Here is a 23,049-nt window from a genome sequence, read left to right as displayed (position 1 = left end):
CCGCCACTCCCCTCACGGCGTGCCGACACCCTTGTGCCGCACGGCGGTCCACCATATGGACAGCGTGTGTGCGGCACAAGGGCGCGCCGTGACGGCGCGGTGGGGGCGTGCTCACAGCCGCGGGTCGACCGGCTCCGACTCCAGTGCCAGCACCCCGAACACCGCCTCGTGCACCCGCCACAGCGGCTCCCCGTCGGCGAGCCGGTCCAGGGCCTCCAGGCCGAGGGCGTACTCGCGCAGCGCCAGGGACCGCTTGTGGTTCAGGAACCGCCGGCGCAGCCGGTCGAGGTTGTCCGGCCGGGTGTACTCGGGGCCGTAGACGATCCGCAGGTACTCGCGGCCCCGGCACTTGACGCCGGGCTGCACCAGCCGGCCCTCCGGGCCCCGGACCAGCGCGCCGAGCGGCTTGACGACCATGCCCTCGCCGCCCCGGCCGGTCATCTCCAGCCACCAGTCGACGCCCGCGCGGACCGACTCGGGGTCGCCGGTGTCGACGTACAGCCGTCGGGTGGTCTGCAGCAGTCCGGTGCCGTCGTGCTCCACCAGCCGGTCGATCAGGGCCAGTTGCTCGTCGTGCGGGAGCGCGGCGAGGCTGCGGCCCTGGACCGCCAGCAGCTGGAACGGGGCCAGCCGGACCCCGTCCAGGCCCTCGGTGGTCCAGCAGTAGCGGCGGTAGGCGTCCGTGAACGCGGCGGCGTCGGCGGCGCGTTCCCGCTGCCGGCCGAGCAGGCCGCCGACGTCCGCACCGCGGGCGGCGGCGGCCTCCAGGGCGGCCAGCGCACCCGGGAACACCGCGCCGGAGGCGGCGCCGACGGCCGCGTACTGGCCGCGCAGCAGCCCCGAGGCCTTCAGCGACCACGGCATCAGCTCGGCGTCCAGCAGCAGCCAGTCCGTGCCGAGTTCCTCCCACAGCCCGGCGTCCCCGACCGCCGAGCGCAGCCGGCCGAGGATCTCCTCGGTCACCTGCTGGTCGTCGAAGAACGGCCGCCCGGTACGGGTGTACAGGGACCCGGTGGGCCCTCCCCCGACCCCGAAGCGCCTGCGTGCCGTCTCCGCGTCCCGGCACACCAGGGCCACCGCCCGCGAGCCCATGTGCTTCTCCTCGCACACGACCCGCGCGACCCCGTCCCGCGCGTACTGCGCGAACGCCTCCTCCGGGTGCTCCAGGTAGCCGTCGGCCTGCGAGGTCGCCACGGGTGCCATGGTCGGCGGCAGGTACGGCAGCAGGCGCGGGTCGGTCGCGAAGCGGCTCATGACCTCCAGGGCCGCCGCCGCGTTCTCCTCGCGGACCGCCACCATGCCCGCGTGCCGGGTCTCCACGGCCCGCCGGCCGTGCACGTCCGCCAGGTCCAGCGGCCGGCCGTCCTGCCCGCCGGGCGCCTCGGTGCGCAGCGGCCGCGCCGGCTCGTACCAGACCCGCTCGGCCGGTACGTCGACCAGCTCGCGCTCGGGCCAGCGCAGCGCGGTCAGCTTGCCGCCGAAGACGGCACCGGTGTCCAAGCAGATGGTGTTGTTCAGCCATGTGGCCTCGGGCACGGGTGTGTGGCCGTAGACCACCGCTGCCCGGCCCCGGTAGTCCTCCGCCCACGGGTAGCGCACCGGCAGTCCGAACTCGTCGGTCTCGCCGGTGGTGTCGCCGTACAGGGCGTGCGAGCGGACCCGGCCGGAGGTGCGGCCGTGGTACTTCTCGGGCAGGCCGGCGTGGCAGACCACGAGCCGGCCGCCGTCCAGGACGTAGTGGCTGACCAGTCCGTCCAGGAACTGCCGGACCTCGGCCTTGAACTCCTCGCTCTCGCCCTCCATCTGCGCGATCGTCTCGGCGAGCCCGTGGGTGTGCTGGACTTTGCGGCCCTTGAGGTACCGGCCGTACTTGTTCTCGTGGTTGCCGGGCACGCACAGGGCGTTGCCGGACTTCACCATCGACATCACGCGGCGCAGCACGCCGGGGCTGTCCGGGCCGCGGTCGACCAGGTCGCCGACGAACACGGCGGTACGGCCCTCGGGGTGCGCCCCGTCGGTGTAGCCCAGCTCGGCCAGCAGGGCCTCCAGTTCGGCGGAGCAGCCGTGGATGTCGCCGATGATGTCGAAGGGGCCGGTGAGGTGGGTCAGGTCGTTGAAGCGCTTCTCGGTGACGACGGTGGCGTGCTCGGCCTCCTCGACCCCGCGCAGCACGTGCACCTTGCGGAAGCCCTCGCGCTCCAGGTGGCGCAGCGAGCGGCGCAGTTCGCGGATGTGCCGCTGGATGACCCGGCGGGGCATGTCCGCCCGGTCGGTGCGGGCCGCGTTCCGCTCGGCGCAGACCTCCTCCGGTACGTCCAGCACGATGGCGATGGGCAGCACGTCGTACTTCTTCGCCAGCTCGATCAGCCGGCGGCGGCTGTCCTGCTGCACGCTGGTGGCGTCCACGACGGTGCGGCGGCCGGCGGCCAGCCGCTTGCCGGCGATGTAGTGCAGGACGTCGAAGGCGTCCCGGGTCGCGCCCTGGTCGTTCTCGTCGTCGCAGACCAGGCCGCGGCAGAAGTCGGAGGAGATCACCTCGGTGGGCTTGAAGTGCCGGCGGGCGAAGGTGGACTTGCCGGAGCCGGAGGCGCCGACGAGGACGACGAGGGAGAGGTCGGTGACGGGGAGGACCCGTCCCTTGTGCCGGGTCTCGGTCATGCCGCCTTCGCCTCCTTCTCGGTGCTGATCGTGAATGTCGCCATCTGGGTGGGCGGGCCCACCTCCGGGTCGTCCGGACCGACGGGGGTGAAGGCGACCTCGTACCCGTGCCGTCCGGCGACGGCCGCCGCCCAGGTGCGGAACTCCTCGCGGGTCCACTCGAACCGGTGGTCGCCGTGCCGGGCACGGCCGGCGGGCAGGCTCTCCCAGCGGACGTTGTACTCGACGTTCGGGGTGGTCACGACGACCGTGCGCGGGCGTGCGTGCCCGAAGACGGCGTACTCCAGGGCGGGCAGCCGGGGCAGGTCGAGGTGTTCGACGACCTCGCTGAGCACGGCGGCGTCGTAGCCCTTGAGCCGGTTGTCGGTGTAGGCGAGGGAGCCCTGGAGAAGCTTGACGCGGGAGGCCTGCCGTTCGCCCATGCGGTCCAGCTTCAGCCGTCGGGCGGCGACGGCCAGGGCGCGCATCGACACGTCGACACCGACGATCTCGGTGAACCGCACGTCCTTGAGCAGCGCCTGCACCAGCTGGCCCTGTCCGCAGCCGAGGTCGAGGACCCGGGCGGCGCCCGCGGCCCGCAGCGCCTCGGTGACGGCCTCCCGGCGCTGCACGGCGAGCGGGGCGGGCTTCTCCTCCGTCCCGGTCTCGGCCTCGACGGCGTTGTCGATGTCCTCGACCTCGCTGTCGTCGGCCTCGGCGAGCCGCACCAGTTCCAGCCGCTCCATCGCCTGCCGGGTCAGCGACCAGCGGCGCGCGAGGTAGCGGCTGGTGATCAGCTTCTGCTCCGGGTGCTCGGGCAGCCAGCCCTCGCCGGCCCGCAGCAGTTTGTCGACCTCGTCGGCGGCGACCCAGTAGTGCTTGGCGTCGTCCAGCACCGGCAGCAGCACGTACAGGTGGCGCAGCGCCTCGGCGAGGGTCAGCCGGTCCGACTCCAGCAGGAGCCGGACGTACCGCGAGTCGCCCCACTCCGGGAAGGCGGTGTCGAGCGGCACGGGGTCGGCGGCGACAGCCCAGCCGAGCGGTTCGAAGAGCCGTCGTACGAGGTCCGGGCCGCCGCGTGCGGGCAGCGCCGGCACCTCCACGCGCAGCGGCAGCGGGGCGGCGGCCCGTTCCGGGCGGGTTGTGCACACCCCGCGCAGGGCGCTGGAGAACACGTTGCCGAGCGCGACCGCGAGGAGCGAGGAGGCCGCGTAGGGGCGGTCGTTGACGTACTGCGCGAGGGCCGCGTCCGGGGCGCCGCCGCGGCCCTTGCCCTTCCCGCGGCGGACCAGCGCGACCGGGTCGATCTCCAGCAGCAGGGCGGCCGTGCACCGCTCGGCGTCCGCCTCGGGGTAGAAGACGTGCGCCGTGCCGTACGAGGTGGAGAACGCCTGCGCGTTGTCCGGGTGCTTGTGCAGCAGGTACCCCAGGTCGGTGGCCGGGTTCACGGCCGTGCCGGTGGTGGAGATCGTCAGGAACATGCTGTCGAGTCTCCTGGGTCCCGACCCCCCTGACCACTGGTTTTCCGCGGAGACCCGGCCTTTCGCGGGAGTCGCCGCCCGGGACCGGCCGCCGGGCCGGTCGCTCAGGACCGCTCGTCGACGATCTTCCGGGCGTTCGCCATGGCCCGCTCGTCGGCGGCCCGCCGTGCGTCCAGCGCCTTCTTGTTCCTGGTGACGGCCGACTTCTGCGCGCGGCTCTCGACGGCGTGCACGGTCTGGATGTAGCGGGTGTCGAGTTTGCACCGCGCGTCCGCGGCGGCGGTCTCCTTCTCCTTCGCCGACGGCCGGTCGCCACGGAACCAGTCGGTGTCGGTGGACGCCTCGTCCGGGTCGGGGTAGCGGAAGCCCTTCTCCTTCATGCAGTCCGACCAGGCGCGGTCGGCCTTCTTCCAGGCGCGGTCCTTCCTCGCCTCCTTGTGCGCCTGGTACCAGTACTGGACGGCGAGCGAGTAGTAGCCGCTGAGCCGTATCCCGCCGACCTTCGTGGACTTGGGCTCGGGGCCGTAGATCTTCCGGAGCGCCTCGCCCATGCAGCCCTTCTCCGGCACGGGGTTGCCGTGCGCCCGGTGGCTCTCGCCGGACTCGAAGGAGCCGGTGAGGGCCGCGTACTGGTCCGCCGGCCACTCCATCGGCTGGGTGCCGGACGCGTCCTGCCGCGGGTGGCGGTAGCCGTGCTCGGCCGCCAGGTCCGGATCGTCCACCCCGTACGGGCTGTCGTCGCCGACCCCGCTGCTGACCGCGAGGGAGCCCTGCCGGACCGGGTAGGTCGACTCGACGGTCCTGAGGCTGAGCGTCTTGAACCCGGTGAAGCCGAGCCGGACCATGCACTGCTTGGCGAGGATCCACTGCGCCGTGCCGACGGCCTTTGCGTCACCGGACTCCGCGTCCGGCAGGTAGGCGCTCAGCGGGAACGACTTCATGGTGTTGAGGCGGTGGGCCTCGTCGTCGGGGTCGTCGCCGCCGGCGAACTGGCACGCGGACACGGCGAGCAGGCCGGTCAGAGCGAGGGGGAGGATTTTACGCACCCGGCCATAGGACCAGCCGGAGATCATGCACGCTGTGATGGAAGCCACAGTTCCGCCACATGGTGTTCACAGGAGACCCATGTGATCTCCGTTACGGCCGCGCGGGCCCGGACCTGATGGAGTGAGCCCCCGTCAACTGACCACTGACCGAAGGGGGAACCATGACCCACGACAAGGGCTTCCGTGCCCGCAGAACCGCCGCCGTCGTGACGGCGGCCGGAGCCGTCCTCGGCGCGGGCGTCCTCGCGACCGCTCCCGCCCAGGCGGCCGCGGCGCCGTCCGCGGTCTCCGCCCCGCGCTCCGCCGCGGCGGCGCCGCAGGTACCGGCCCAGGGCGCGTTCGCCCTGAACGCGGCCACCGGCAAGCAGCTGTTCGGCAAGGCGCCGGACGGACAGCTGCGGACCGGCTCCACCACGAAGATCATGACGGCGCTGGTGGTGCTGTCCCAGCGCAACGTGGACCTGAAGAAGAAGGTCAAGATCAAGAAGGAGTACACCGACTACGTCATCGACCCGGCGACGCACGTCCAGCGCTACTCCAGCGCGAACCTGATCCTCGGCGACTCCATGTCGGTGGGCGACCTGCTGTACGGCCTGATGCTCCCCTCCGGCTGCGACGCGGCCTACGCGCTGGCGGACACCTACGGCACGGGCTCGACGACGGCGCAGCGGACCAAGTCGTTCATCGGCAAGATGAACAGCAAGGCGCGGGAACTCGGCCTGAAGAACACCCACTTCGATTCCTTCGACGGGGTGTCCAACGGGAAGAACTACTCCTCGCCGCGGGACCTGGCCAAGCTGGCCGGGACGGCGCTGAAGAACAAGACGTTCAAGAAGGTCGTCGGCACCAAGGTCTACGACGACATGAAGTCGTACCAGCCCGGCGGCGGCACCCACGCCATGAAGCCGTGGAGCAACTCCAACAAGCTGCTCACCTCCTACCGGGGCGCGATCGGCGTGAAGACCGGCTCCGGGCCGGAGGCGAAGTTCTGCCTGGTGTTCGCCGCGACACGCGGCTCCAAGACGGTCGTCGGCACCCTGCTCGCGGACACCTCGCCGGACCAGCGCTTCAAGGACGCGGCGAAGATCCTCGACTACGGCTTCAGCCAGCGCGGCTGACCGGGCCGGTACCGGCAGGTACCGAGCGGGCGGTCGCCGTCCCCCGGGCGGCTCCGGCAGGGCCGCCCGGCCGGAGCCGTGGTGGAAGCCACCGGTCCGGTCACAGCCTCGCACGGCCGGGCGGGGGCCGGTCCGCCGCCGGCCGGCCACGGCGGCGGCTGCGACTGGACCCGGGCGGGGACCGGCCTACTGACGGTCGGTCACGACAGCTGCGACTGGACCTGGGCGGAGATCAGCTCCAGGTGGTCCAGGTCGCCGAGGTCCAGGATCTGGAGGTAGATCCGCCGGGAGCCGATCTCGGCGTACCGGCCGATCTTGTCGACGACCTCGGCCGGGGAGCCGGCCAGCCCGTTGGCCTTCAGCTCGTCCACCTCACGGCCGATCGCGGCGGCGCGGCGGGCGACCTCCTGGTCGTCCTTGCCGACGCAGACGACGAGCGCGTTCGAGTACGTCAGCTCGTCCGCGTCCCGGCCCGCCTCCACCGCGGCGTCCCGGACCCGGCCGAACTGCCGCGCGCTGTCCTCGACCGAGGCGAACGGGATGTTGAACTCGTCGGCGTACCGGGCGGCCAGCCGCGGGGTACGGGTCGCGCCGTGGCCGCCGATGAGCACCGGCACCTTCTTCTGGGCGGGCTTGGGCAGGGCCGGCGAGTCGGTGAGGTCGTAGTACGTGCCGTGGAAGTCGAAGGTCTTGCCGGCCTCGGTCGCCCACAGGCCGGTGACGATCGCGAGCTGCTCCTCCAGCCGCGCGAACTTCTCCTTCGGGAACGGGATGCCGTACGCCTTGTGCTCCTCCTCGAACCAGCCCGCGCCGAGGCCGAGTTCGACCCGGCCGCCGGACATCTGGTCGACCTGGGCGACCTGGATGGCGAGCACGCCGGGCAGGCGGAAGGTGCCGGCGGTCATCAGGGTGCCGAGGCGGATGCGCTTGGTCTCGCGGGCCAGGCCCGCCAGGGTGATCCAGGCGTCCGTGGGGCCGGGCAGCCCGTCCACGCTGCCCATGCGGAGGTAGTGGTCGGAACGGAAGAAGGCGTCGAACCCGAGGTCCTCGGTGGCCTTCGCCACGGTGAGCAGGGTGTCGTACGTAGCCCCCTGCTGGGGCTCGGTGAAGATTCGAAGGTCCATACACCTATCCTGCACGGCGCCGGCCGCGTCCGGCGCGTCGGTACCGCCCGGCGCGGCCCTGCCCGGTCGGGTGAAATTCGTCCGCCCGGCGCGCGGGCCTCGCCCCGGGCCAGTGACCGGCCCCGGCGATGATCGTTGGGCCGTCGGAGCCGGACCGTCCGGCGCCCGCGCCGGACGGTGTCCCCCGTCGCGCGTCACCGCGCCGGCCCGGCCGGGCCGGGGGCCGAGGAGGCCGTCATGTCCGAAGAGTCCGTGCCCCGGCAGAATGCCGCCGCCGGGCGGCCGAAGGGGTTGCTGGAGCAGATGGAGGAGCTGATGGCGGCACTGAACGCGGACCTGTCGGCCCTGGCGGACCTGCAGGCGGGGACGCCGGCACGGGAGACGGCGGCACGGGAGACGGCGGGCGAGACGGACTGAGCCGGCTCACCGGCGGGCGGCACTCCCCTGTCCCGTTCACACGCCGGAGGGGCTGTCCTGGACGTCCTCCGGTAACAGCTCCTCCCGGGCCGCCAGTTTGCGCAGCATCTCCAGCACGCGGTCGCGGGACTCGTCGGCCGCGTCGATGGCCTCCATGCACTGCCAGTACGTCGTCTCGTCGGCCGCCGCGCTGGCCATGCCGACCAGGGCCATGCCGACCTCGCCGAGCAGCCCGCCGAGGCAGAGCAGGGTCTCCCGGGTGTCGTCCAGCCGGGTCAGCTGGGCGGCGCGCAGGTCGCCGGGGTCGAGTTCGGGCGGGTCCAGGACGCCGCAGCCGCGGCCCGCCAGCTCGGTCAGACCCAGCGCCTCGCCCCGCAGCTCCGGGGGGCCGGAGACCGCGAGCCGGCTCCCGATCGCCTGGGCCAGGGCCTGGGCCTGCCAGACCTCCGCCATCATCTCCGCCGTGTCGGCGCCGCCCGCCAGGGCTCGCCTGCTCGTGAGGATCAGCCGTACCGCATCCATGTGGTGCCCCCGTCCCTCCGCCGCGCCGTCCGCACGGCCGCCGACTGTCTGAACTCTCTGCTTCACTACCCAGAGTGAGGGTCCATGGGGCGAAAAGCCAGAGGAAGACGGAAATCTGTGGACAACAATTCGGATTCGGCGGCGAATTCGGATACGGAGAGTAATAACGGAATTCAGGAGTCCGGCTGTTGCTCCCCGCCCCGGCCCTCGGTGCCCGGTACCGGGAACCGGCGTTCGTTGCGGTCGATCTTGGCGGCCAGGGCGGCCAGCGGGTCGACGCCGAGGACCTCGCAGAGCTGGAGCAGGTAGGCCAGGACGTCGGCGACCTCGTCCGTGACCCGGTGCGCGGTTCCGGGGTCGTCCATCACCCGGGCGGACTCCTCCGGCGTCAGCCACTGGAAGATCTCGACCAGTTCGGAGGCCTCCACGGAGAGGGCGGCGACGAGGTTCTTGGGGGTGTGGTAGGGCTGCCAGTTCCGCGCGGCGGCGAACTCGGCCAGCCGGCGCTGGAGTCGGGCCAGGTCGGGGTGTTCCGTCACGCGTCCAGGTGTACCACCGTGACGCCCGGTGTCCCGGCGGCCCAGGAGGCGTCCTGCACCGCGGCCACACAGCGGATGTGCCCCCGCTCGCCCATCCGCACGGCCATCCGCAGCAGTTCCCGGCGCTGACGGGGATCGAGGCCGCGGTCGAAGCCGTCGGCGAGGACGGTGAGGGTCCGCAGGGCGTCGGGCACCTCGCCCGGGGCGTCCAGGTCCAGCACGCCCGGACCGGTCAGCAGCACCAGCGTCAGCGCGAGGTAGCGCAGTTCGCCGTCGCCGAGCCGGGCGAGTTCGGTGCGCAGGCCGTCACCGCGGTCGAGCAGCCCCCGTACCGTGCCGTCGGCCAGCGGCTCGGCGACCAGGTCGGTCACCGGACCGGCGCAGCCCTCGTGCAGCGCCTCGACGAGCCGGCCGTGCCGCCGGCCGCACTCGGCGCGCGTGCGCCACAGGACGTCGGCGAGGTTGTCACAGCCGGGCAGCAGCCGGCCGGAGCCGGTGGGCACGGGCAGGCGCATGTGCTCGGGGCGGGGGTCGCAGGCGAAGACGGAGCGCAGGGCGACGACCATCTGCTCGGCCGCGGCGAGCACACGGCGCTGGCCGTCCGTCTTGCCGGCCACCCGCAGCGGGAGCAGGGCCGTACCGAGGCGGTCGTCCGGGAGCGGGGCGCGGGTCACCGGGGCGGAGCCCGCGGTGTGCCAGGCGGCCTGGACGGTACGGCGGCCGGGGTCGCGCAGTGCGCTCTCCAGCAGGACGACCCCGCGTGCGGTCAGCCGCTCGCCCACGATCCGCAGGTCCGGTTCCACCTGTACGGCGAGGTCGAGCCGGACCGGTCCCTCGGCGCCGTCGGCCGTACAGCCGATCCGGAAGCCGCGCCGCCGCCCGGCGTCGGGACGGGCTCGCTCCGGCACGCGGGCGACGGGGTCCGGGAACGCCTCGGCGAGACGGGCCCCGCCGCCGAGCCGGGCCAGCGCCTCGTACGCGGCGAGCGCGGTCGTCTTTCCGGATCCGCTGGGCCCCGCGAACACCGTGACCGGCCCGAGCGGAAACGCCGCCCGCCGGTGCCCGGCGAAGGCCGACAGCCGCAGCTCGGTGATCCGGGAGCGGATGTCGAGCGGCGGACGGGACTGCGCGGGGACGGTGGCGACGGACGCGTCGGCCGCCGGCTCGGCTGACGGGGAGGGCACGGCCATACGCGGGACCGTAGGCCCGCGCCCGCACGCCGAACCGTTTCCCTGCCGGGACGTTCCTACGATCGGGGGACCCGCCGGGGAACCGGCGTCCCGTGCGCGGGGGCCGGCTCCGGGCGGCGTGGGACGTGGAGCGGCGGGGCGGGGCCGTTCAGCCCCCCGAGATTCCCGCGCCCTCCATCAGTCCGCTGACCTCCGTGCCGGGCGGGGTCAGGAGGAAGACGTTGCGGTCCACGCGGTGCATCCCGCTGCCCAGGCCGAAGACGACGCCGGTGCTGAAGTCGAGGACGCGTTTGGCGACGTCGCCCTCCGCGCCGGACAGGTCGAGGAGGACCGGCACCCCGGCCATCAGGGTCTCGGCGACCTCGCGGGCGTCCGCGAAGACGTTGACGCGCAGGACCACGAACCGGCGCCGGGTCTCGGTCTCGGCGTCGGGCAGCGAGCGGTGGTTCACCGCGGACGGCCAGGCGTCCCGGCCCCGCAGCGGCACGACCTGGGCGAGCCCTTCCCACTGTTCATCGGTGACGTCGTAACGGCTCACCGGCTCCCCCCGACCTGACTCGCACTCAATCCCTGCACCTGCCAATTCTTACGCCAAGTCACCCGTTCGGCCCAACAACGACACGGTGGGCGACCGGGGTCGACAGGTCTGTCCGGAACACATCCAGTGGGGTATGTCCGCATTCGGCCGGTTCTTACCAGGCTCATACCTTGCTCTTCACCGGCCTCCGCGCCCCGCTCACCCGTCACCGATAGCGTCCCGTGCCGTGCACTTGGCAGAAACACAGCAGGTGACACCCGGTCGGCGGACATCGTCGGCGGTGTCCGCCGTCCCGGGAGCCCGTGCGGGGGCCCCGGACGGCCCCGCGCAGTGGCACCGCGTCCTGACGCTCCTCGCCGACGTGAGCCTGTTCATCGGCACACGGTCGGTGTGGACCCAGGCGGCCACGCACCGGCTGGTCCTCGCGGGGGTCGTCTCGGTCTGCTATGCCTCGATCCTGGTGACCGGCGTGCTGGCCCTGACCGTCCGCCGGACCCGCTCGCTGGCCCGCCTGGACCTGGTGGTGCTGGCGACCGCGGTCACCCTGACCCTGTGCGCCTGGGCACTGAACCACGCCGGCGGCGACGAGGCGGCCCTCACCACCCAGGCCGCGCGGGAACTCGTCGCCGGCCACCCGGTGTACGGGCAGCCGTGGCCCTGGCTGTTCCAGGCCAAGGGTGTCGCGCTGACGCCGACCATAGACGGCGGGTACGACTTCACGTACGGCTATCCCCCGCTGACCCCGCTGCTCACCGCCCCGCTGCTGTGGCTGGGCCACGGCGGTGCCCCGGCGACCGCCGCGGCGACGGGCGCGCTGGTCGTGGGCGCGGTGGTGCTCTGGCGGCTGCTGCCGGTGCCGTGGCGCTCGGCGGCGACGATGGTCTGCCTGGGCTTCGGCTTCCTGCCGATGTACGCGCGGCAGGGCTATCCGGCGATCGTCGGCCTGGTGCTGCTGATTCCGGTGGTGGTGCGCTGGCCCCGGCTCGGCGCGCGGGGCCGGCTGGGCGCGACCGGGATCGCGCGGGCCGCGTGCCTGGGCGCCGCGTGTGCCGCCCAGCAACTGCCCTGGTTCGTCACGCCGTTCCTGCTGGCCGGGATCTACGCGGTGCGGCGCGGCGAGCTGGGCGGGCGGGCGGCGGCGCGGGTGGTCCTGCGGATCGCGGGGGTCGCGGCGCTGACCTGGTCGCTGGTCAACGCGTACTTCGCGGCGGCTTCGCCGGGCCCCTGGGTGCGCGGGATCGCCCTGCCGCTGACCCAGGGCGCCGTGCTGCACGGCCAGGGCCTGGTGGACGTCTCGCTGTACTTCACGCACGGCAGTGACCGGCTGGACTGGTACGGCCACGCGAGCGTGCTGCTCGCCGCCGCGCTGCTGGCGGTGTTCACGCTGTTCGTCCGGCGGCTCGGACCGGCCGCGACCGTGCTGCCCTGGTGCGCCTTCTACCTGGCGACCCGGTCCCAGGACGGCTACTACCTGATGATGACCCCGCTGTGGCTGGCGGCGGCGGTCACCGCGCCGCTGCCGGAGTTCGCCCAGGCCTGGCAGCCGCGTCCCCGCCCCCTGGCCGGCCCGCGCCGCCGGCCGGCCCTGGCCGCTACCGCCGTGGCGCTGGTGACGCCCGCGCTGGTGAGCGCCGTCCTGGCGGCGACGGGGACGCCGCCGCTGCGGATGGACGTCACGGCGACCCGGCACTCCTCCCCGCGGACCCTGACCCGGCTGACCCTGCGGGTCGCCAACACGGGCGACGTCCCACTGACCCCGCACTACATGCTCAGCACCGGCCAGGGCATGAGCCGGTACTGGTCGCTGGTGCGCGGTCCCGCCACCCTGCCCGCGCACAGCACGGCCACCGTGGAACTGCGGGCGCCCTCAGGGACCTTCACGGTGCCGGCGAAGCGGAGCACCCGGCTGCGGCTGCGCGCCTTCACCGGGAGCCCGCAGACGCTGTCCACCCGGGACGTGCGGCGGGCGGAGCTGGGTCTGAGGCCGCCGCGCGGGTGAAGCGGAGCGCGGCCGTCACGGTGGTCGGGCCGCGCATCATGCCGAGCTGGTTCCGGCCCGTGCCGGACCGGTCGCGGTCCACGTCGAACCCGGCCTCCGGGATCAGCGCGTCGGCGCCGACGCCGGTGAGGCGGGCGGTGCGGGAGAGGGGCCGGCCGGCGCCCCGCACGGTCGGCCGCCCGCTGATCCGGACGGTGCCGCCGTCGCCCCGGTCGGTGCCGCGCACGGTGAAGGTGGTCTCGGAGGTGGTGGCGGCGCCGAAGAAGTCACCCCCGGCAGGTGGGTGTCCCGCTCGGCGTTCCCGGTGTCCGGGGCGGCCACGTCCAGGGTGACGGTACCGGTGGCCGAGCCGTCGGGCCGGACCTCGCCGGAGCCGCCGGCACCGTCCGCCAGGCCCTCGCCGACTCCACGGGCCCCGAGCCGCGCGCGGCCGTGTGCGCCCTCGTACCGGACCTGGAGGACGGGGCCCGCCGAGCCTCCGGGCGGGCCCCGCGGAACCGGAGCGGCACAGGTCACAACCGCAAGAAGAGAAACCTCACAGCCTCCGGTCCACCTGGGCGTCACCGGCCTGCCCTAGCATCCGAGCCATGACGGTCCTGCCTGACGACGGGCTCTCACTGGCCGCCGAGTTCCCTGACGCGACGCACGAGCAGTGGCAACGCCTGGTCGAGGGCGTGCTGCGCAAGTCCGGCAGGGAACGTACCGGCGCGGCATCTGAGGACGCCCTGTCCACGACGCTGGAGGACGGGCTGCGCACCCGGCCCCTGTACACCGCGCGCGACGGCGCGCCCGACCCCGGTCTGCCGGGCTTCGCCCCCTTCGTGCGGGGCGGCCGCCCGGAGGGCTCCCTCGCGAGCGGCTGGGACGTACGGCAGCGGCACACGGCACTCGCCGACGGCACGGACGGCGCCGTGCTCGCCGACCTGGAGAACGGCGGCACCTCCCTCTGGCTGGTGCTGGGCGAGGGCGGCATCCCGGTCTCCGAGCTGGGCCGCGCCCTCGACGGCGTCTACCTCGACCTGGCGCCCGTCGTCCTGGACGCCGGCCGCGACACCGGACAGGCCGCCGAGGCGCTGCTGCGGCTGTACGCCGAGAAGGGCGTGGCGGCGAAGGACGTGCGCGGCAACCTGGGCGGCGACCCGCTCGGGTACGAGGCCCGCACCGGCACCCCGCTCGGCTTCGCGCCGTACGCCGCGCTGGCCGCGCGCTGCGCCGAGGGGTACCCGGGGCTGCGCGCGCTGACCGTGGACGCGCTGCCGTACCACGAGGCGGGCGGCTCGGCCGCGCAGGAGCTGGGCGCCTCGCTGGCCACCGGCGTGGCCTACCTGCGGGAGCTGACGGAGGCCGGGCTGACGGTCGAACAGGCCGCCGGCCAGCTGGAGTTCCGCTACGCGGCCACCGCCGACCAGTTCCTCACCATCGCCAAGCTGCGTGCGGCCCGCCGCCTGTGGGCCCGGGTCACCGAGGTCTGCGGGGCGCCCGGCGCGCAGGTGCAGCACGTGGTGACCTCGCCGGTGATGATGAGCCGCCGCGACCCGTGGGTGAACATGCTCCGCACGACGGTCGCGACGCTCGCCGCGGGGGTGGGCGGCGCCGACTCGGTGACCGTGCTGCCGTTCGACCACGCGATCGGGCTGCCCGACGCGTTCGCCCGGCGGATCGCCCGCAACACCTCGACCATCCTGATCGAGGAGTCCCACCTGGCCCGGGTCATCGACCCGGCGGGCGGCTCCTGGTACGTCGAGCGGCTGACGGACGAACTCGCCGAGGCCGCCTGGCAGTACTTCCGGTCCGTCGAGCGCGACGGCGGACAGGCGGCCGTCCTGCGCTCCGGCCGGCTGCGCACCGACCTCGCGACGACCTGGGCGGAGCGCTCCAAGCGGCTCGCCAAGCGGCGCGAACCCATCACCGGGGTCAGCGAGTTCCCGCTGCTGTCCGAGAAGCCGGTGGAGCGCGAGGCGGCGCCCGAACCGCCGTCCGGCGGCCTGCCCCGGGTGCGCCGCGACGAGGCGTACGAGGAGCTGCGCGCCCGTTCCGACGCCCATCTGGCGGCGACCGGCGCCCGGCCCCGGATCTTCCTCGCCACGCTCGGCTCGGCCGCCGAGTACACCGCCCGCGCGACCTTCGCCGCGAACCTCTTCCAGGCCGGCGGCGTCGAACCGGTCACCGGGGGCACCTTCGAGGAGAGCGGCGCGACCGAGGCCGTGCTGTGCTCCAGCGACGCGCTCTACGCCGAACAGGCCGAGGAGACCGCCGCGGCGCTCAGGGCGTCCGGTGCCCGGCACGTGTTCCTGGCGGGCCGGGGCGACTACTCCGGCATCGACAGTTACGTCTTCGCGGGCTGTGACGCCGTGGACGTCCTGTCCGCGACCCTCGACCGCATGGGAGTGTCCTGATGGGAATCCCCGACTTCTCCGGCATCGAGCTGGGGACCCCGGTCGCCGACGCCACCGACGGCGAGTGGCGTGACGCCCTGAAACGGGCCACCGGGGGCGCCGAGCCGGTGTGGGAGACCCCGGAGGGCATCGGGGTCAAGCCGCTGTACACCGGCCGTGACCTGGAGGGCCTGGACTTCCTGGGCACCTACCCGGGCATCGCGCCGTACCTGCGCGGCCCGTACCCGACGATGTACGTCAACCAGCCCTGGACGATCCGCCAGTACGCGGGCTTCTCCACCGCCGAGGAGTCCAACGCGTTCTACCGGCGCAACCTGGCGGCCGGCCAGAAGGGCCTGTCGGTCGCCTTCGACCTGCCCACCCACCGGGGCTACGACAGCGACCACCCGCGGGTGACCGGTGACGTCGGCATGGCGGGCGTGGCCATCGACTCGATCTACGACATGCGGCAGCTGTTCGACGGGATCCCGCTGGACCGGATGACCGTGTCGATGACGATGAACGGTGCCGTGCTGCCGGTGCTGGCGCTGTACATCGTGGCGGCGGAGGAACAGGGCGTACCGCCCGAGAAGCTGGCCGGGACCATTCAGAACGACATTCTGAAGGAGTTCATGGTCCGCAACACCTACATCTACCCGCCGAAGCCGTCGATGCGGATCATCTCCGACATCTTCGCGTACACCTCGCAGCGGATGCCCCGCTACAACTCGATCTCCATCTCCGGCTACCACATCCAGGAGGCCGGGGCCACGGCCGACCTGGAGCTGGCGTACACGCTCGCGGACGGTGTCGAGTACATCCGGGCGGGCCGCGAGGCGGGCCTGGACGTGGACGCGTTCGCGCCCCGGCTGTCGTTCTTCTGGGCGATCGGCATGAACTTCTTCATGGAGGTCGCCAAGCTGCGCGCGGCCCGCCTGCTGTGGGCGAAGCTGGTGAAGCAGTTCGACCCGAAGAACACCAAGTCGCTGTCGCTGCGCACGCACTCGCAGACCTCGGGCTGGTCGCTGACCGCGCAGGACGTCTTCAACAACGTCACGCGCACCTGTGTGGAGGCGATGGCGGCGACCCAGGGCCACACCCAGTCGCTGCACACCAACGCCCTGGACGAGGCCCTGGCGCTGCCGACCGACTTCTCGGCGCGCATCGCCCGCAACACCCAGCTGCTCATCCAGCAGGAGTCGGGGACGACCAGGGTCATCGACCCCTGGGGCGGCAGCGCCTACGTGGAGCGGCTCACCTACGACCTCGCCCGCAAGGCCTGGCAGCACATCCAGGAGGTGGAGCAGGCGGGCGGCATGGCGCAGGCCATCGACGCCGGCATCCCCAAGCTCCGCGTGGAGGAGGCGGCCGCCCGCACCCAGGCCCGCATCGACTCCGGCCGCCAGCCGGTGATCGGCGTGAACAAGTACCGGGTGGCGAACGACGAGGCGATCGAGGTCCTCAAGGTCGACAACTCCTCCGTACGCGCCCAGCAGATCGAGAAGCTGCGGCGGCTGCGCGAGGAGCGGGACGAGACCGCGTGCCGGGACGCGCTGGACGCGCTGACCCGGGCCGCCGACGGCGACGGCAACCTGCTGGAGCTGGCCGTGCGCGCGGCCCGCGCCAAGGCGACCGTCGGCGAGATCTCCGACGCCCTGGAGAAGGTGTACGGGCGGCACGCGAGCCAGATCCGTACGATTTCCGGCGTGTACCGCAACGAAGCAGGCCAGTCCCCGTCCGTGGACCGCACCCGGGCCCTGGTGGACGCGTTCGAGGAGGCCGAGGGGCGCCGGCCGCGCATCCTGGTCGCCAAGATGGGCCAGGACGGCCACGACCGCGGCCAGAAGGTGATCGCGACCGCCTTCGCCGACCTCGGCTTCGACGTCGACGTCGGCCCGCTGTTCCAGACGCCGGAGGAGGTCGCCCGGCAGGCGGTCGAGGCGGACGTCCACGTGGTCGGCGTCTCCTCGCTGGCCGCCGGTCACCTCACCCTCGTCCCGGCGCTGCGCGAGAAGCTCGCCGAGGAGGGCCGCGAGGACATCATGATCGTGGTCGGCGGGGTCATCCCGCCGCAGGACGTGCCGACGCTGCGGGAGATGGGCGCGGCCGAGGTGTTCCTGCCGGGCACGGTGATCCCGGACGCGGCCCACGACCTGGTGAAGCGGCTGTCGGCCGACCTCGGCCACGAGCTGTAGAGCCGCGATGGCAGCGATCGATCTCGACACGTATGTGAAGGGCGTGCTGGACGGGAAGCGGGCCCTGGTGGCCCGCGCCATCACGCTCGTCGAGTCCACCCGGCCGCAGCACCGGGCGCTGGCGCAGCAGTTGCTCACCGAGCTGCTGCCGCACAGCGGCCGGGCGCGGCGGATCGGCATCAGCGGGGTGCCCGGTGTCGGCAAGTCGACGTTCATCGACGCGTTCGGCACGATGCTGACCGCGCTGGGCCACCGGGTGGCGGTCCTCGCCGTCGACCCCTCCTCCACCCGCACGGGCGGCTCCATCCTGGGCGACAAGACCCGGATGGAGCGCCTGGCGGTCGACCCCGCTGCCTTCGTCCGCCCCTCCCCCAGCGCGGGCACACTGGGCGGGGTCGCGAAGGCCACCCGGGAGTCGATGGTGGTGATGGAGGCGGCCGGTTACGACGTGATCCTCGTGGAGACCGTCGGTGTCGGCCAGTCCGAGACGACGGTCGCGGAGATGGTCGACTCCTTCCTGCTGCTGACCCTGGCCCGCACCGGCGACCAGCTGCAGGGCATCAAGAAGGGCGTGCTGGAGCTGGCCGACGTGATCGCCGTCAACAAGGCGGACGGCCCGCACGAGCGCGACGCCCGCGCCGCCGCCCGCGAACTGGCGGGCGCGCTGCGCCTGATGCACGGCAAGGACGCGTTCTGGACCCCGCCGGTGCTGCACTGCAGCGCCCGCGAGTCGACCGGCCTCGACACGGTGTGGGAGCGCCTCGAACAGCACCGGTCCCTGCTCGACTCCACCGGCCGGCTCGCCGCCAAACGCCGCGAGCAGCAGGTCGGCTGGACCTGGGCGATGGTCCGCGACGAACTCCTCGGCCGCCTGCACTCCGCCCCCGCGGTCCGCGCCACCGCCCCCGACCTCGAACAGAAGGTCAGGGACGGCCGCCTGACGGCGACACTGGCGGCGGAACGGATCCTGGCGGCGTTCGAGAGCGGCACGGCGCCCTCACCCGAAGGCTGAGCGCAACGGGCCCGCCGCGTCGGTGGACGGGGCGGGCCCGTCGGGGGACGGTGGTCCGGAGCGGTTTTGACGCAAACGCCTCCTGGCGACCGCTGCCATGGCTAAGATCCCGGAGTTGACGCATCGTCATAGTCCCGGGGGGCGGGGAATGAGGATTCGCATTCTGGCGGACGGCGACGAGGAGTCGCTCGCAGACCTCCAGTCATGGCTGTCGACCGATCCGGGTACTTCCCGGCTGGGCGTCGCCACGGTCGCGGGCCACGGCCCGACGATGGGCGCGCTGGAGGCGCTGGACATCGTCCTGGGACACGCGGTCGACATAGGCAACTTCGCCCTGGCCTACGTTTCCTGGCGCTCCGTCAGGCGCGACGAGGGGGCCGGGCCGGCCGACGGTGCGGCGGGCGGGCGCAAGCTGGTGCACGGGGACAGCACGGTGGACATCGGCCACCTCTCCTCCGAGGAACTGGCGGACCTGCTGCGCCGCCTGAACAGCTCCGGTGCCACGGGGACGGACGAGTGACGTCGGACCCCGGCCGGTCGCGCGCCGTCCTCTTCGGCGTCCACGACTTCCGCGACCTGCCCCGGCTGGACGGTGTCCGCCACAACGCGCCCGCCCTGCGGGAGTTGCTCACCAGCGACGAGATCGGTGGCCTGGCGGACGAGGACTGCACCGTCGTCCCGCACGACGGGACGCAGCAGCAGCTGCTGGACGCCCTGCACGACGCCGCGCAGGAAGCCACCGATCTCCTGCTGGTCTACTACGCCGGACACGGCCACTTCGGGGGCCGCGACCGCCAGTTCCTGCTCGCCACCGGCAACTCCAGCGGACAGCGGCCCTACCACTCCGTGAAGTACAGCGACATCCGCGACCTCGTCGCCGGCTCCGCCGCACAGCGCAAAGTCGTCGTCATCGACTGCTGCTTCAGCGGCCGGGCGCTGTCCATGGCGGACGAGCAGACCCCGACGCAGCTGGACACGGAGATCACCGGCGCCTGCGTCCTGACCTCGGCCGCCGAGACGGAGCGCTCGCTGTGCCTGCCGGACGGCAGCGTCTTCACCCTGGAGCTGACCAAGCTGCTGAGCGAGGGACTCAGCGGCGAGCTGACCGGCGGACGCCTGGGTGAGCACCTCCCCGAGCTGACCATGACCGACGTCTTCAACGCCCTGCACACCCGGCTGCACGGCAGGACGGTCGACGGCCTGCGGGTGCCCCAGCCCCGGATGAGCACCCGCGACCTCGGTCACCAGATCGTCCTCGCCAAGAACCGGGCGTACACGGGCCCGCCGACGGACGGTCCGGAGAGCGCCTCCGAGGAACACCCGTGGGTGGCGGCGACGCGCGACCACCCCCTGTGGAACTACGTCACCGACGAACGCGGGCTGCTCTCGCTCCGCGAGACCGCCACCGCGCTCGTCGCCCGGGCCGCCGCCGCGTCGGAGGAGGACGGTGAGGCGCTCGGCGGTGACCCGTGGCACTCCCCGGCCTTCACCGACAGGGTGGCCGAGTGGACCGACAGCCTGCTGCTCGACAGCAGCCTGCGCCCGGACGAACTGGAGCTGTCCGCCGCCGAGGTGTTCCTCCTCGTCACACACCCCTACCTGCACGCGGCCTTCTGGCGGCAGAACGCGAGCCGTTACGCCTCGATCTCCCCCACGGTGCTGGCCGAGGCCCAGAGCACGGCGCCGGCCCGGCGCAGTTACGACCTCTTCCTGCGCAACCACCCCCGGCTGGTACGACGCGCCCTGCGCAGCAGCGACCCCCGGGCCGCCGAGGCCATCGGCTGGTGGCTGTTCCACCGGTGGCTCGTCCTGGAACCGAGGCTCTACGACCCCGCGGCCGCGGAGACCCTGCTCGACCGCCTCGCCGTACCCCTGGGGGAACGCTCCCCCCGGGAACGCAGGCTCGTCGAGGACGTCCTCGATCCCCGCCTGGTCTCCCGGCTGCTGCGCGCACCCCAGCTCACCGGGCCGTCCGAGCGGGACGAGGGGATCCCGCGCAGCGTGGGAGTGGCGGAGACGGCCCAGCGCGTCAGGGCGCACCAGCTCGCGGAACTCCTGCGCATCGCCCACCTCTTCGCGGTCGACCCGGTCGCCCTGCCGGAGGTACTGGTGGACCACGTCGGCATCGGTTACGCCGTCGATCTCCCGGAACTGCACAGCACGCTGGACCGGTTGCGGTGGGAGGCGAACGGACGGACCCGAGTACTGGGCGCCCTGTGCCACCATCTCGCCGTGGAACTCGGCCTGCGGCAGCACGCCGGCACCCTCGACACCCTGCTGGCCCGGATCGACATCCGCAGCGGCGACGGAGAACGGCCCGCCCTGCTGCGCAACCTCCCCCTGCACGCCACCGCCGAGCAGGTGACACCCGCCGCCGACGCGAGCGGCCGCTGGGCCTACGAGTCGACCGAGCTGCGGTTCCGGCTGGCCGACGACCGCATCCAGGAACTGCTGATGGGCGAGCAGCTCTACGGGGATCCCGCGCTCGCCATCCGGGAGCTGTACCAGAACGCCCTCGACGCGTGCCGGTACCGCGGGGCACGCACCGAGTACCTCGGCGTCACCCGCGGTCAGCGGATGCCCTACCAGGGCACGATCACCTTCAGCCAGGGGGTGGACGAGAAGGGCCCGTACCTGGAGTGCCGTGACAACGGCATCGGCATGGGGGAGGCGGAACTGCGGGACGTCTTCTCCCACGCGGGCATGAGCTTCGCGGACATGCCGGAGTACATCGAGGAGAAGGCGCGCTGGGAGGAGCACGGCATCTCCATGCATCCCAACAGCCAGTTCGGCGTCGGGGTGCTCAGTTACTTCATGCTGGCCGACGACATCACCGTGACGACCTGCCGCCTCACCCCGGACGGCCTGCCGGGCGAGCACCTGCGGGTCGAGATCGCCGGACCCGGCTCCCTGTTCCGCATCCAGCGCCTGGAGCGCTGCCCCGACGCCTACACCAGCGTGCGCCTGCGGCTCCGCTCGTCCGACGTCACGTCGTGCGTCGACGTACTGCGCCGCATCCTGTGGATCTCCGAGTGCGCGGTCACGGCGAGCGATGGCCGCGGAGAGGAAGAGGTCTGGAAGCCGAACGTCCTGGGCGACAGTGCCCCCCTGGACGCGGACGACCCCCACGACCCGAGCGCCGAACGCGAGCCGGACGCCGTCGTGGTGGGGACCTCGACCCCCGCGGTGTGGTGGTGCGGTACCAGGGGCGCGATCCTGGCCGACGGCCTCTGGGCCGGGGAACACCGTTTCGGGGCCGTGGTCAATCTGTCGGGCAAGCACACCCCCCGTCTCACGGTGGACCGGCGGCGGATCATCGACATGGACACCGCCGAGACCGAACGGCTGCTGCGCCAGGAGATCCCCAGCCTGCTCGCCGCCGGTGACGCCGTCTTCCGGCACGGCTGGCTGGCGCACGTGCTGGAGGAGAGCCCGGAACTCGCCGACGCGGTCTTCGCCGAAGCGGTGCGCACCGGCTTCACACCGTGGCGGATCGCGGGGCGGGAGGTGGACATCAGGAAGAGTGGGTACTACCCACTGGACGACGTCATGGACGACTCGTCGCCGTTCGGTAGATGGGTGGATCCCACCGGTATGCCCCCGGGGGTCGGCAGCTTCCGGGTGGAGGCGCTCACCGACGCCGGTTTCTTCCCGGGCTTCGTCGTCGCCAAGCCCTCGGACCGGGCCCTCCCCGTACCGTCGGACATCTATGTTCTGATGCCGCAGTGGGACAGGACCAGGCTGGACCCTGTCTGGGGGGAGTCGGCACTGTCGCACGGCCTTCGGGTGAGCATCAGGCTGATACACCAGGCCGCCCGTAAGACGGGGTGGCCGTTTCAAGAGGTGATCGCCCGCTTCCAACGTCTGGGCTTCTCGACTCCCGACACGTCGGTGACCCGCCTGGAACCGGACGATCTCCGCCTCATCGGCGAGCGGGACCTGGGCGACCCCGTGCACCCGGCTCGCATCCTCCAAGCCGCGACCCGGACCGGCCGCGCCCCCGAACACATCGTCAGCCGCCTCACCGAACTCGGCTATCGCGCGGCCATCGATCCGATGCCGCGGCCGGAACCTCACGACCTGCTCATTCTCAGTCGTGACCTGGACCAGCAGGGGCCCTGGCTCGGCCTGGGGAGGCAGGTCAGCATCGCCCACCTGGTGCTGGCCGCCGACGAGACAGGGCTGACCGGCGAGGAGGTCGCCGCTCGTCTCAGGAGCTTCGGCATCTCGGCCCCCACCACACTTGTGCCGGCACTCGAACCCGACGACCTCCGCATCCTCAGCGAGAACGCGACAGGAAGCCCGCCCTGGATCGACCCCGCTCGCCCCGTACATCCCGCGCACGTCATCCTGGCCACGGCCGCGACCGGTCACAGTGCCGACCACGTCGTCAGCCGCCTGACCGAACTCGGCCACCGCGTGAGCGCCCTGCCGGTACCGCTGCACGAACCAGGCGATCTGCTGATCCTCAGCAAGTACGGCACCGAGCGTGCGCCCTGGCTCGACCTCGGTGCGGAGATTCACCCGGCGCAGATCCTGCGAGCCGCCTGGCTTGCCGGGCGCCCGGTCGACCACGTCACCTCGCGGCTCGCCCAGTTCGGATTCCGCATCGCCCCCATGCCGCGTCCGGAACCGGACGACGCCCACATCCTCAGCCGTGACCTGGACGGCGAACCGCCCTGGATCGACTACGACCGGCCGGTCAACCCCCTTCACATCCTGCGCGCCGCCGAAGCCACGAACCGGTCGCCCCGAGCCGTTCTCGCCCGGCTGGAAGAACTCGGCCTCAGGTTGCACGACGCGGTGGCACTGAGTCCTTGAGCCTCTGCCGGCCCGGTGGACGTGCGCCGGTGTCG

Annotated in this window: 16 protein-coding genes; 8 read left to right on the top strand and 8 right to left on the bottom strand. The window is 72.9% G+C overall.

The window, feature by feature from the left end; genetic code table 11:
- Nucleotides 1-111: 111 nt before the first annotated feature.
- The 3 genes from IEZ20_RS15495 to IEZ20_RS15485 form a co-directional block, all read right to left on the bottom strand.
- On the bottom strand, nucleotides 112-2,658 hold the full coding sequence (locus IEZ20_RS15495) for a polynucleotide kinase-phosphatase (protein WP_189298659.1): 2,547 nt from the start codon (nucleotides 2,656-2,658) through the stop codon (nucleotides 112-114).
- Nucleotides 2,655-4,118, bottom strand: a complete 1,464-nt coding sequence (locus IEZ20_RS15490; RefSeq protein WP_189298657.1) for a 3' terminal RNA ribose 2'-O-methyltransferase Hen1 — start codon at nucleotides 4,116-4,118, stop codon at nucleotides 2,655-2,657. The genes IEZ20_RS15495 and IEZ20_RS15490 overlap by 4 nt, the downstream gene beginning before the upstream one ends.
- Before the next feature lie 104 nt (nucleotides 4,119-4,222).
- A complete protein-coding gene (locus IEZ20_RS15485) occupies nucleotides 4,223-5,164 on the bottom strand; it encodes a hypothetical protein (RefSeq protein WP_189298655.1) in 942 nt (313 codons plus the stop codon).
- Nucleotides 5,165-5,325: 161 nt separating this feature from the next.
- Here IEZ20_RS15485 and IEZ20_RS15480 point away from each other — a divergent pair, with 161 nt between their 5' ends.
- Nucleotides 5,326-6,282, top strand: a complete 957-nt coding sequence (locus IEZ20_RS15480) for a D-alanyl-D-alanine carboxypeptidase family protein (protein WP_189298653.1) — start codon at nucleotides 5,326-5,328, stop codon at nucleotides 6,280-6,282.
- Between the two features lie 200 nt (nucleotides 6,283-6,482).
- Here the strand turns inward: IEZ20_RS15480 and IEZ20_RS15475 are convergent, their stop codons facing one another.
- Nucleotides 6,483-7,406, bottom strand: a complete 924-nt coding sequence (locus tag IEZ20_RS15475; protein WP_189298650.1) for an LLM class F420-dependent oxidoreductase — start codon at nucleotides 7,404-7,406, stop codon at nucleotides 6,483-6,485.
- Nucleotides 7,407-7,643: 237 nt separating this feature from the next.
- Between IEZ20_RS15475 and IEZ20_RS15470 the strand changes: the two genes are divergently transcribed.
- Complete coding sequence (locus IEZ20_RS15470) at nucleotides 7,644-7,823, top strand: hypothetical protein (RefSeq protein WP_189298648.1); 180 nt, start codon at nucleotides 7,644-7,646, stop codon at nucleotides 7,821-7,823.
- 36 nt (nucleotides 7,824-7,859) lie between these two features.
- Here IEZ20_RS15470 and IEZ20_RS15465 read toward each other — a convergent pair whose 3' ends face one another.
- From IEZ20_RS15465 to IEZ20_RS15450, 4 genes are all read right to left on the bottom strand, one after another.
- Nucleotides 7,860-8,345: a DUF6099 family protein gene (locus IEZ20_RS15465; RefSeq protein WP_189298646.1), complete on the bottom strand. Its 486-nt coding sequence runs from the start codon at nucleotides 8,343-8,345 to the stop codon at nucleotides 7,860-7,862.
- Between the two features lie 173 nt (nucleotides 8,346-8,518).
- The gene (locus tag IEZ20_RS15460; RefSeq protein WP_189298644.1) at nucleotides 8,519-8,884 is read right to left on the bottom strand and encodes a nucleotide pyrophosphohydrolase; all 366 of its coding nucleotides are present in this window, start codon (nucleotides 8,882-8,884) and stop codon (nucleotides 8,519-8,521) included.
- Nucleotides 8,881-10,074: an AAA family ATPase gene (locus IEZ20_RS15455; RefSeq protein ID WP_189298642.1), complete on the bottom strand. Its 1,194-nt coding sequence runs from the start codon at nucleotides 10,072-10,074 to the stop codon at nucleotides 8,881-8,883. Before IEZ20_RS15455 ends, IEZ20_RS15460 begins: the two co-directional genes overlap by 4 nt.
- 148 nt (nucleotides 10,075-10,222) lie before the next feature.
- Nucleotides 10,223-10,612, bottom strand: a complete 390-nt coding sequence (locus tag IEZ20_RS15450) for a cell division protein SepF (protein ID WP_189298640.1) — start codon at nucleotides 10,610-10,612, stop codon at nucleotides 10,223-10,225.
- 280 nt (nucleotides 10,613-10,892) lie between these two features.
- Between IEZ20_RS15450 and IEZ20_RS15445 the strand changes: the two genes are divergently transcribed.
- The 6 genes from IEZ20_RS15445 to IEZ20_RS15420 all read left to right on the top strand — a co-directional run bounded on the left by IEZ20_RS15445 (nucleotide 10,893) and on the right by IEZ20_RS15420 (nucleotide 23,014).
- A complete protein-coding gene (locus IEZ20_RS15445; protein ID WP_189298638.1) occupies nucleotides 10,893-12,611 on the top strand; it encodes a hypothetical protein in 1,719 nt (572 codons plus the stop codon).
- Between the two features lie 587 nt (nucleotides 12,612-13,198).
- The gene (locus IEZ20_RS15440) at nucleotides 13,199-15,007 is read left to right on the top strand and encodes a methylmalonyl-CoA mutase family protein (RefSeq protein ID WP_189298636.1); all 1,809 of its coding nucleotides are present in this window, start codon (nucleotides 13,199-13,201) and stop codon (nucleotides 15,005-15,007) included.
- Nucleotides 15,007-17,181 carry a methylmalonyl-CoA mutase gene (scpA, locus tag IEZ20_RS15435; RefSeq protein WP_189298634.1) on the top strand — a complete coding sequence of 725 codons (2,175 nt, stop codon included), beginning with the start codon at nucleotides 15,007-15,009 and terminating at the stop codon, nucleotides 17,179-17,181. Before IEZ20_RS15440 ends, scpA begins: the two co-directional genes overlap by 1 nt.
- A gap of 7 nt (nucleotides 17,182-17,188) precedes the next feature.
- Nucleotides 17,189-18,193 carry a methylmalonyl Co-A mutase-associated GTPase MeaB gene (gene meaB / locus IEZ20_RS15430; RefSeq protein ID WP_189298632.1) on the top strand — a complete coding sequence of 335 codons (1,005 nt, stop codon included), beginning with the start codon at nucleotides 17,189-17,191 and terminating at the stop codon, nucleotides 18,191-18,193.
- A gap of 148 nt (nucleotides 18,194-18,341) precedes the next feature.
- The gene (locus IEZ20_RS15425; protein WP_189298630.1) at nucleotides 18,342-18,713 is read left to right on the top strand and encodes an effector-associated constant component EACC1; all 372 of its coding nucleotides are present in this window, start codon (nucleotides 18,342-18,344) and stop codon (nucleotides 18,711-18,713) included.
- Nucleotides 18,710-23,014 (top strand): caspase, EACC1-associated type, encoded by a 4,305-nt coding sequence (locus IEZ20_RS15420; protein WP_189298628.1) that lies wholly within the window; start codon nucleotides 18,710-18,712, stop codon nucleotides 23,012-23,014. The genes IEZ20_RS15425 and IEZ20_RS15420 overlap by 4 nt, the downstream gene beginning before the upstream one ends.
- The last annotated feature ends 35 nt before the right edge of the window (nucleotides 23,015-23,049 follow it).

This window comes from Streptomyces cinerochromogenes, from assembly GCF_014648635.1.
Taxonomy (GTDB): Bacteria; Actinomycetota; Actinomycetes; order Streptomycetales; family Streptomycetaceae; genus Streptomyces; species Streptomyces cinerochromogenes.
This window is presented reverse-complemented; position numbering and strand designations above follow the sequence as displayed.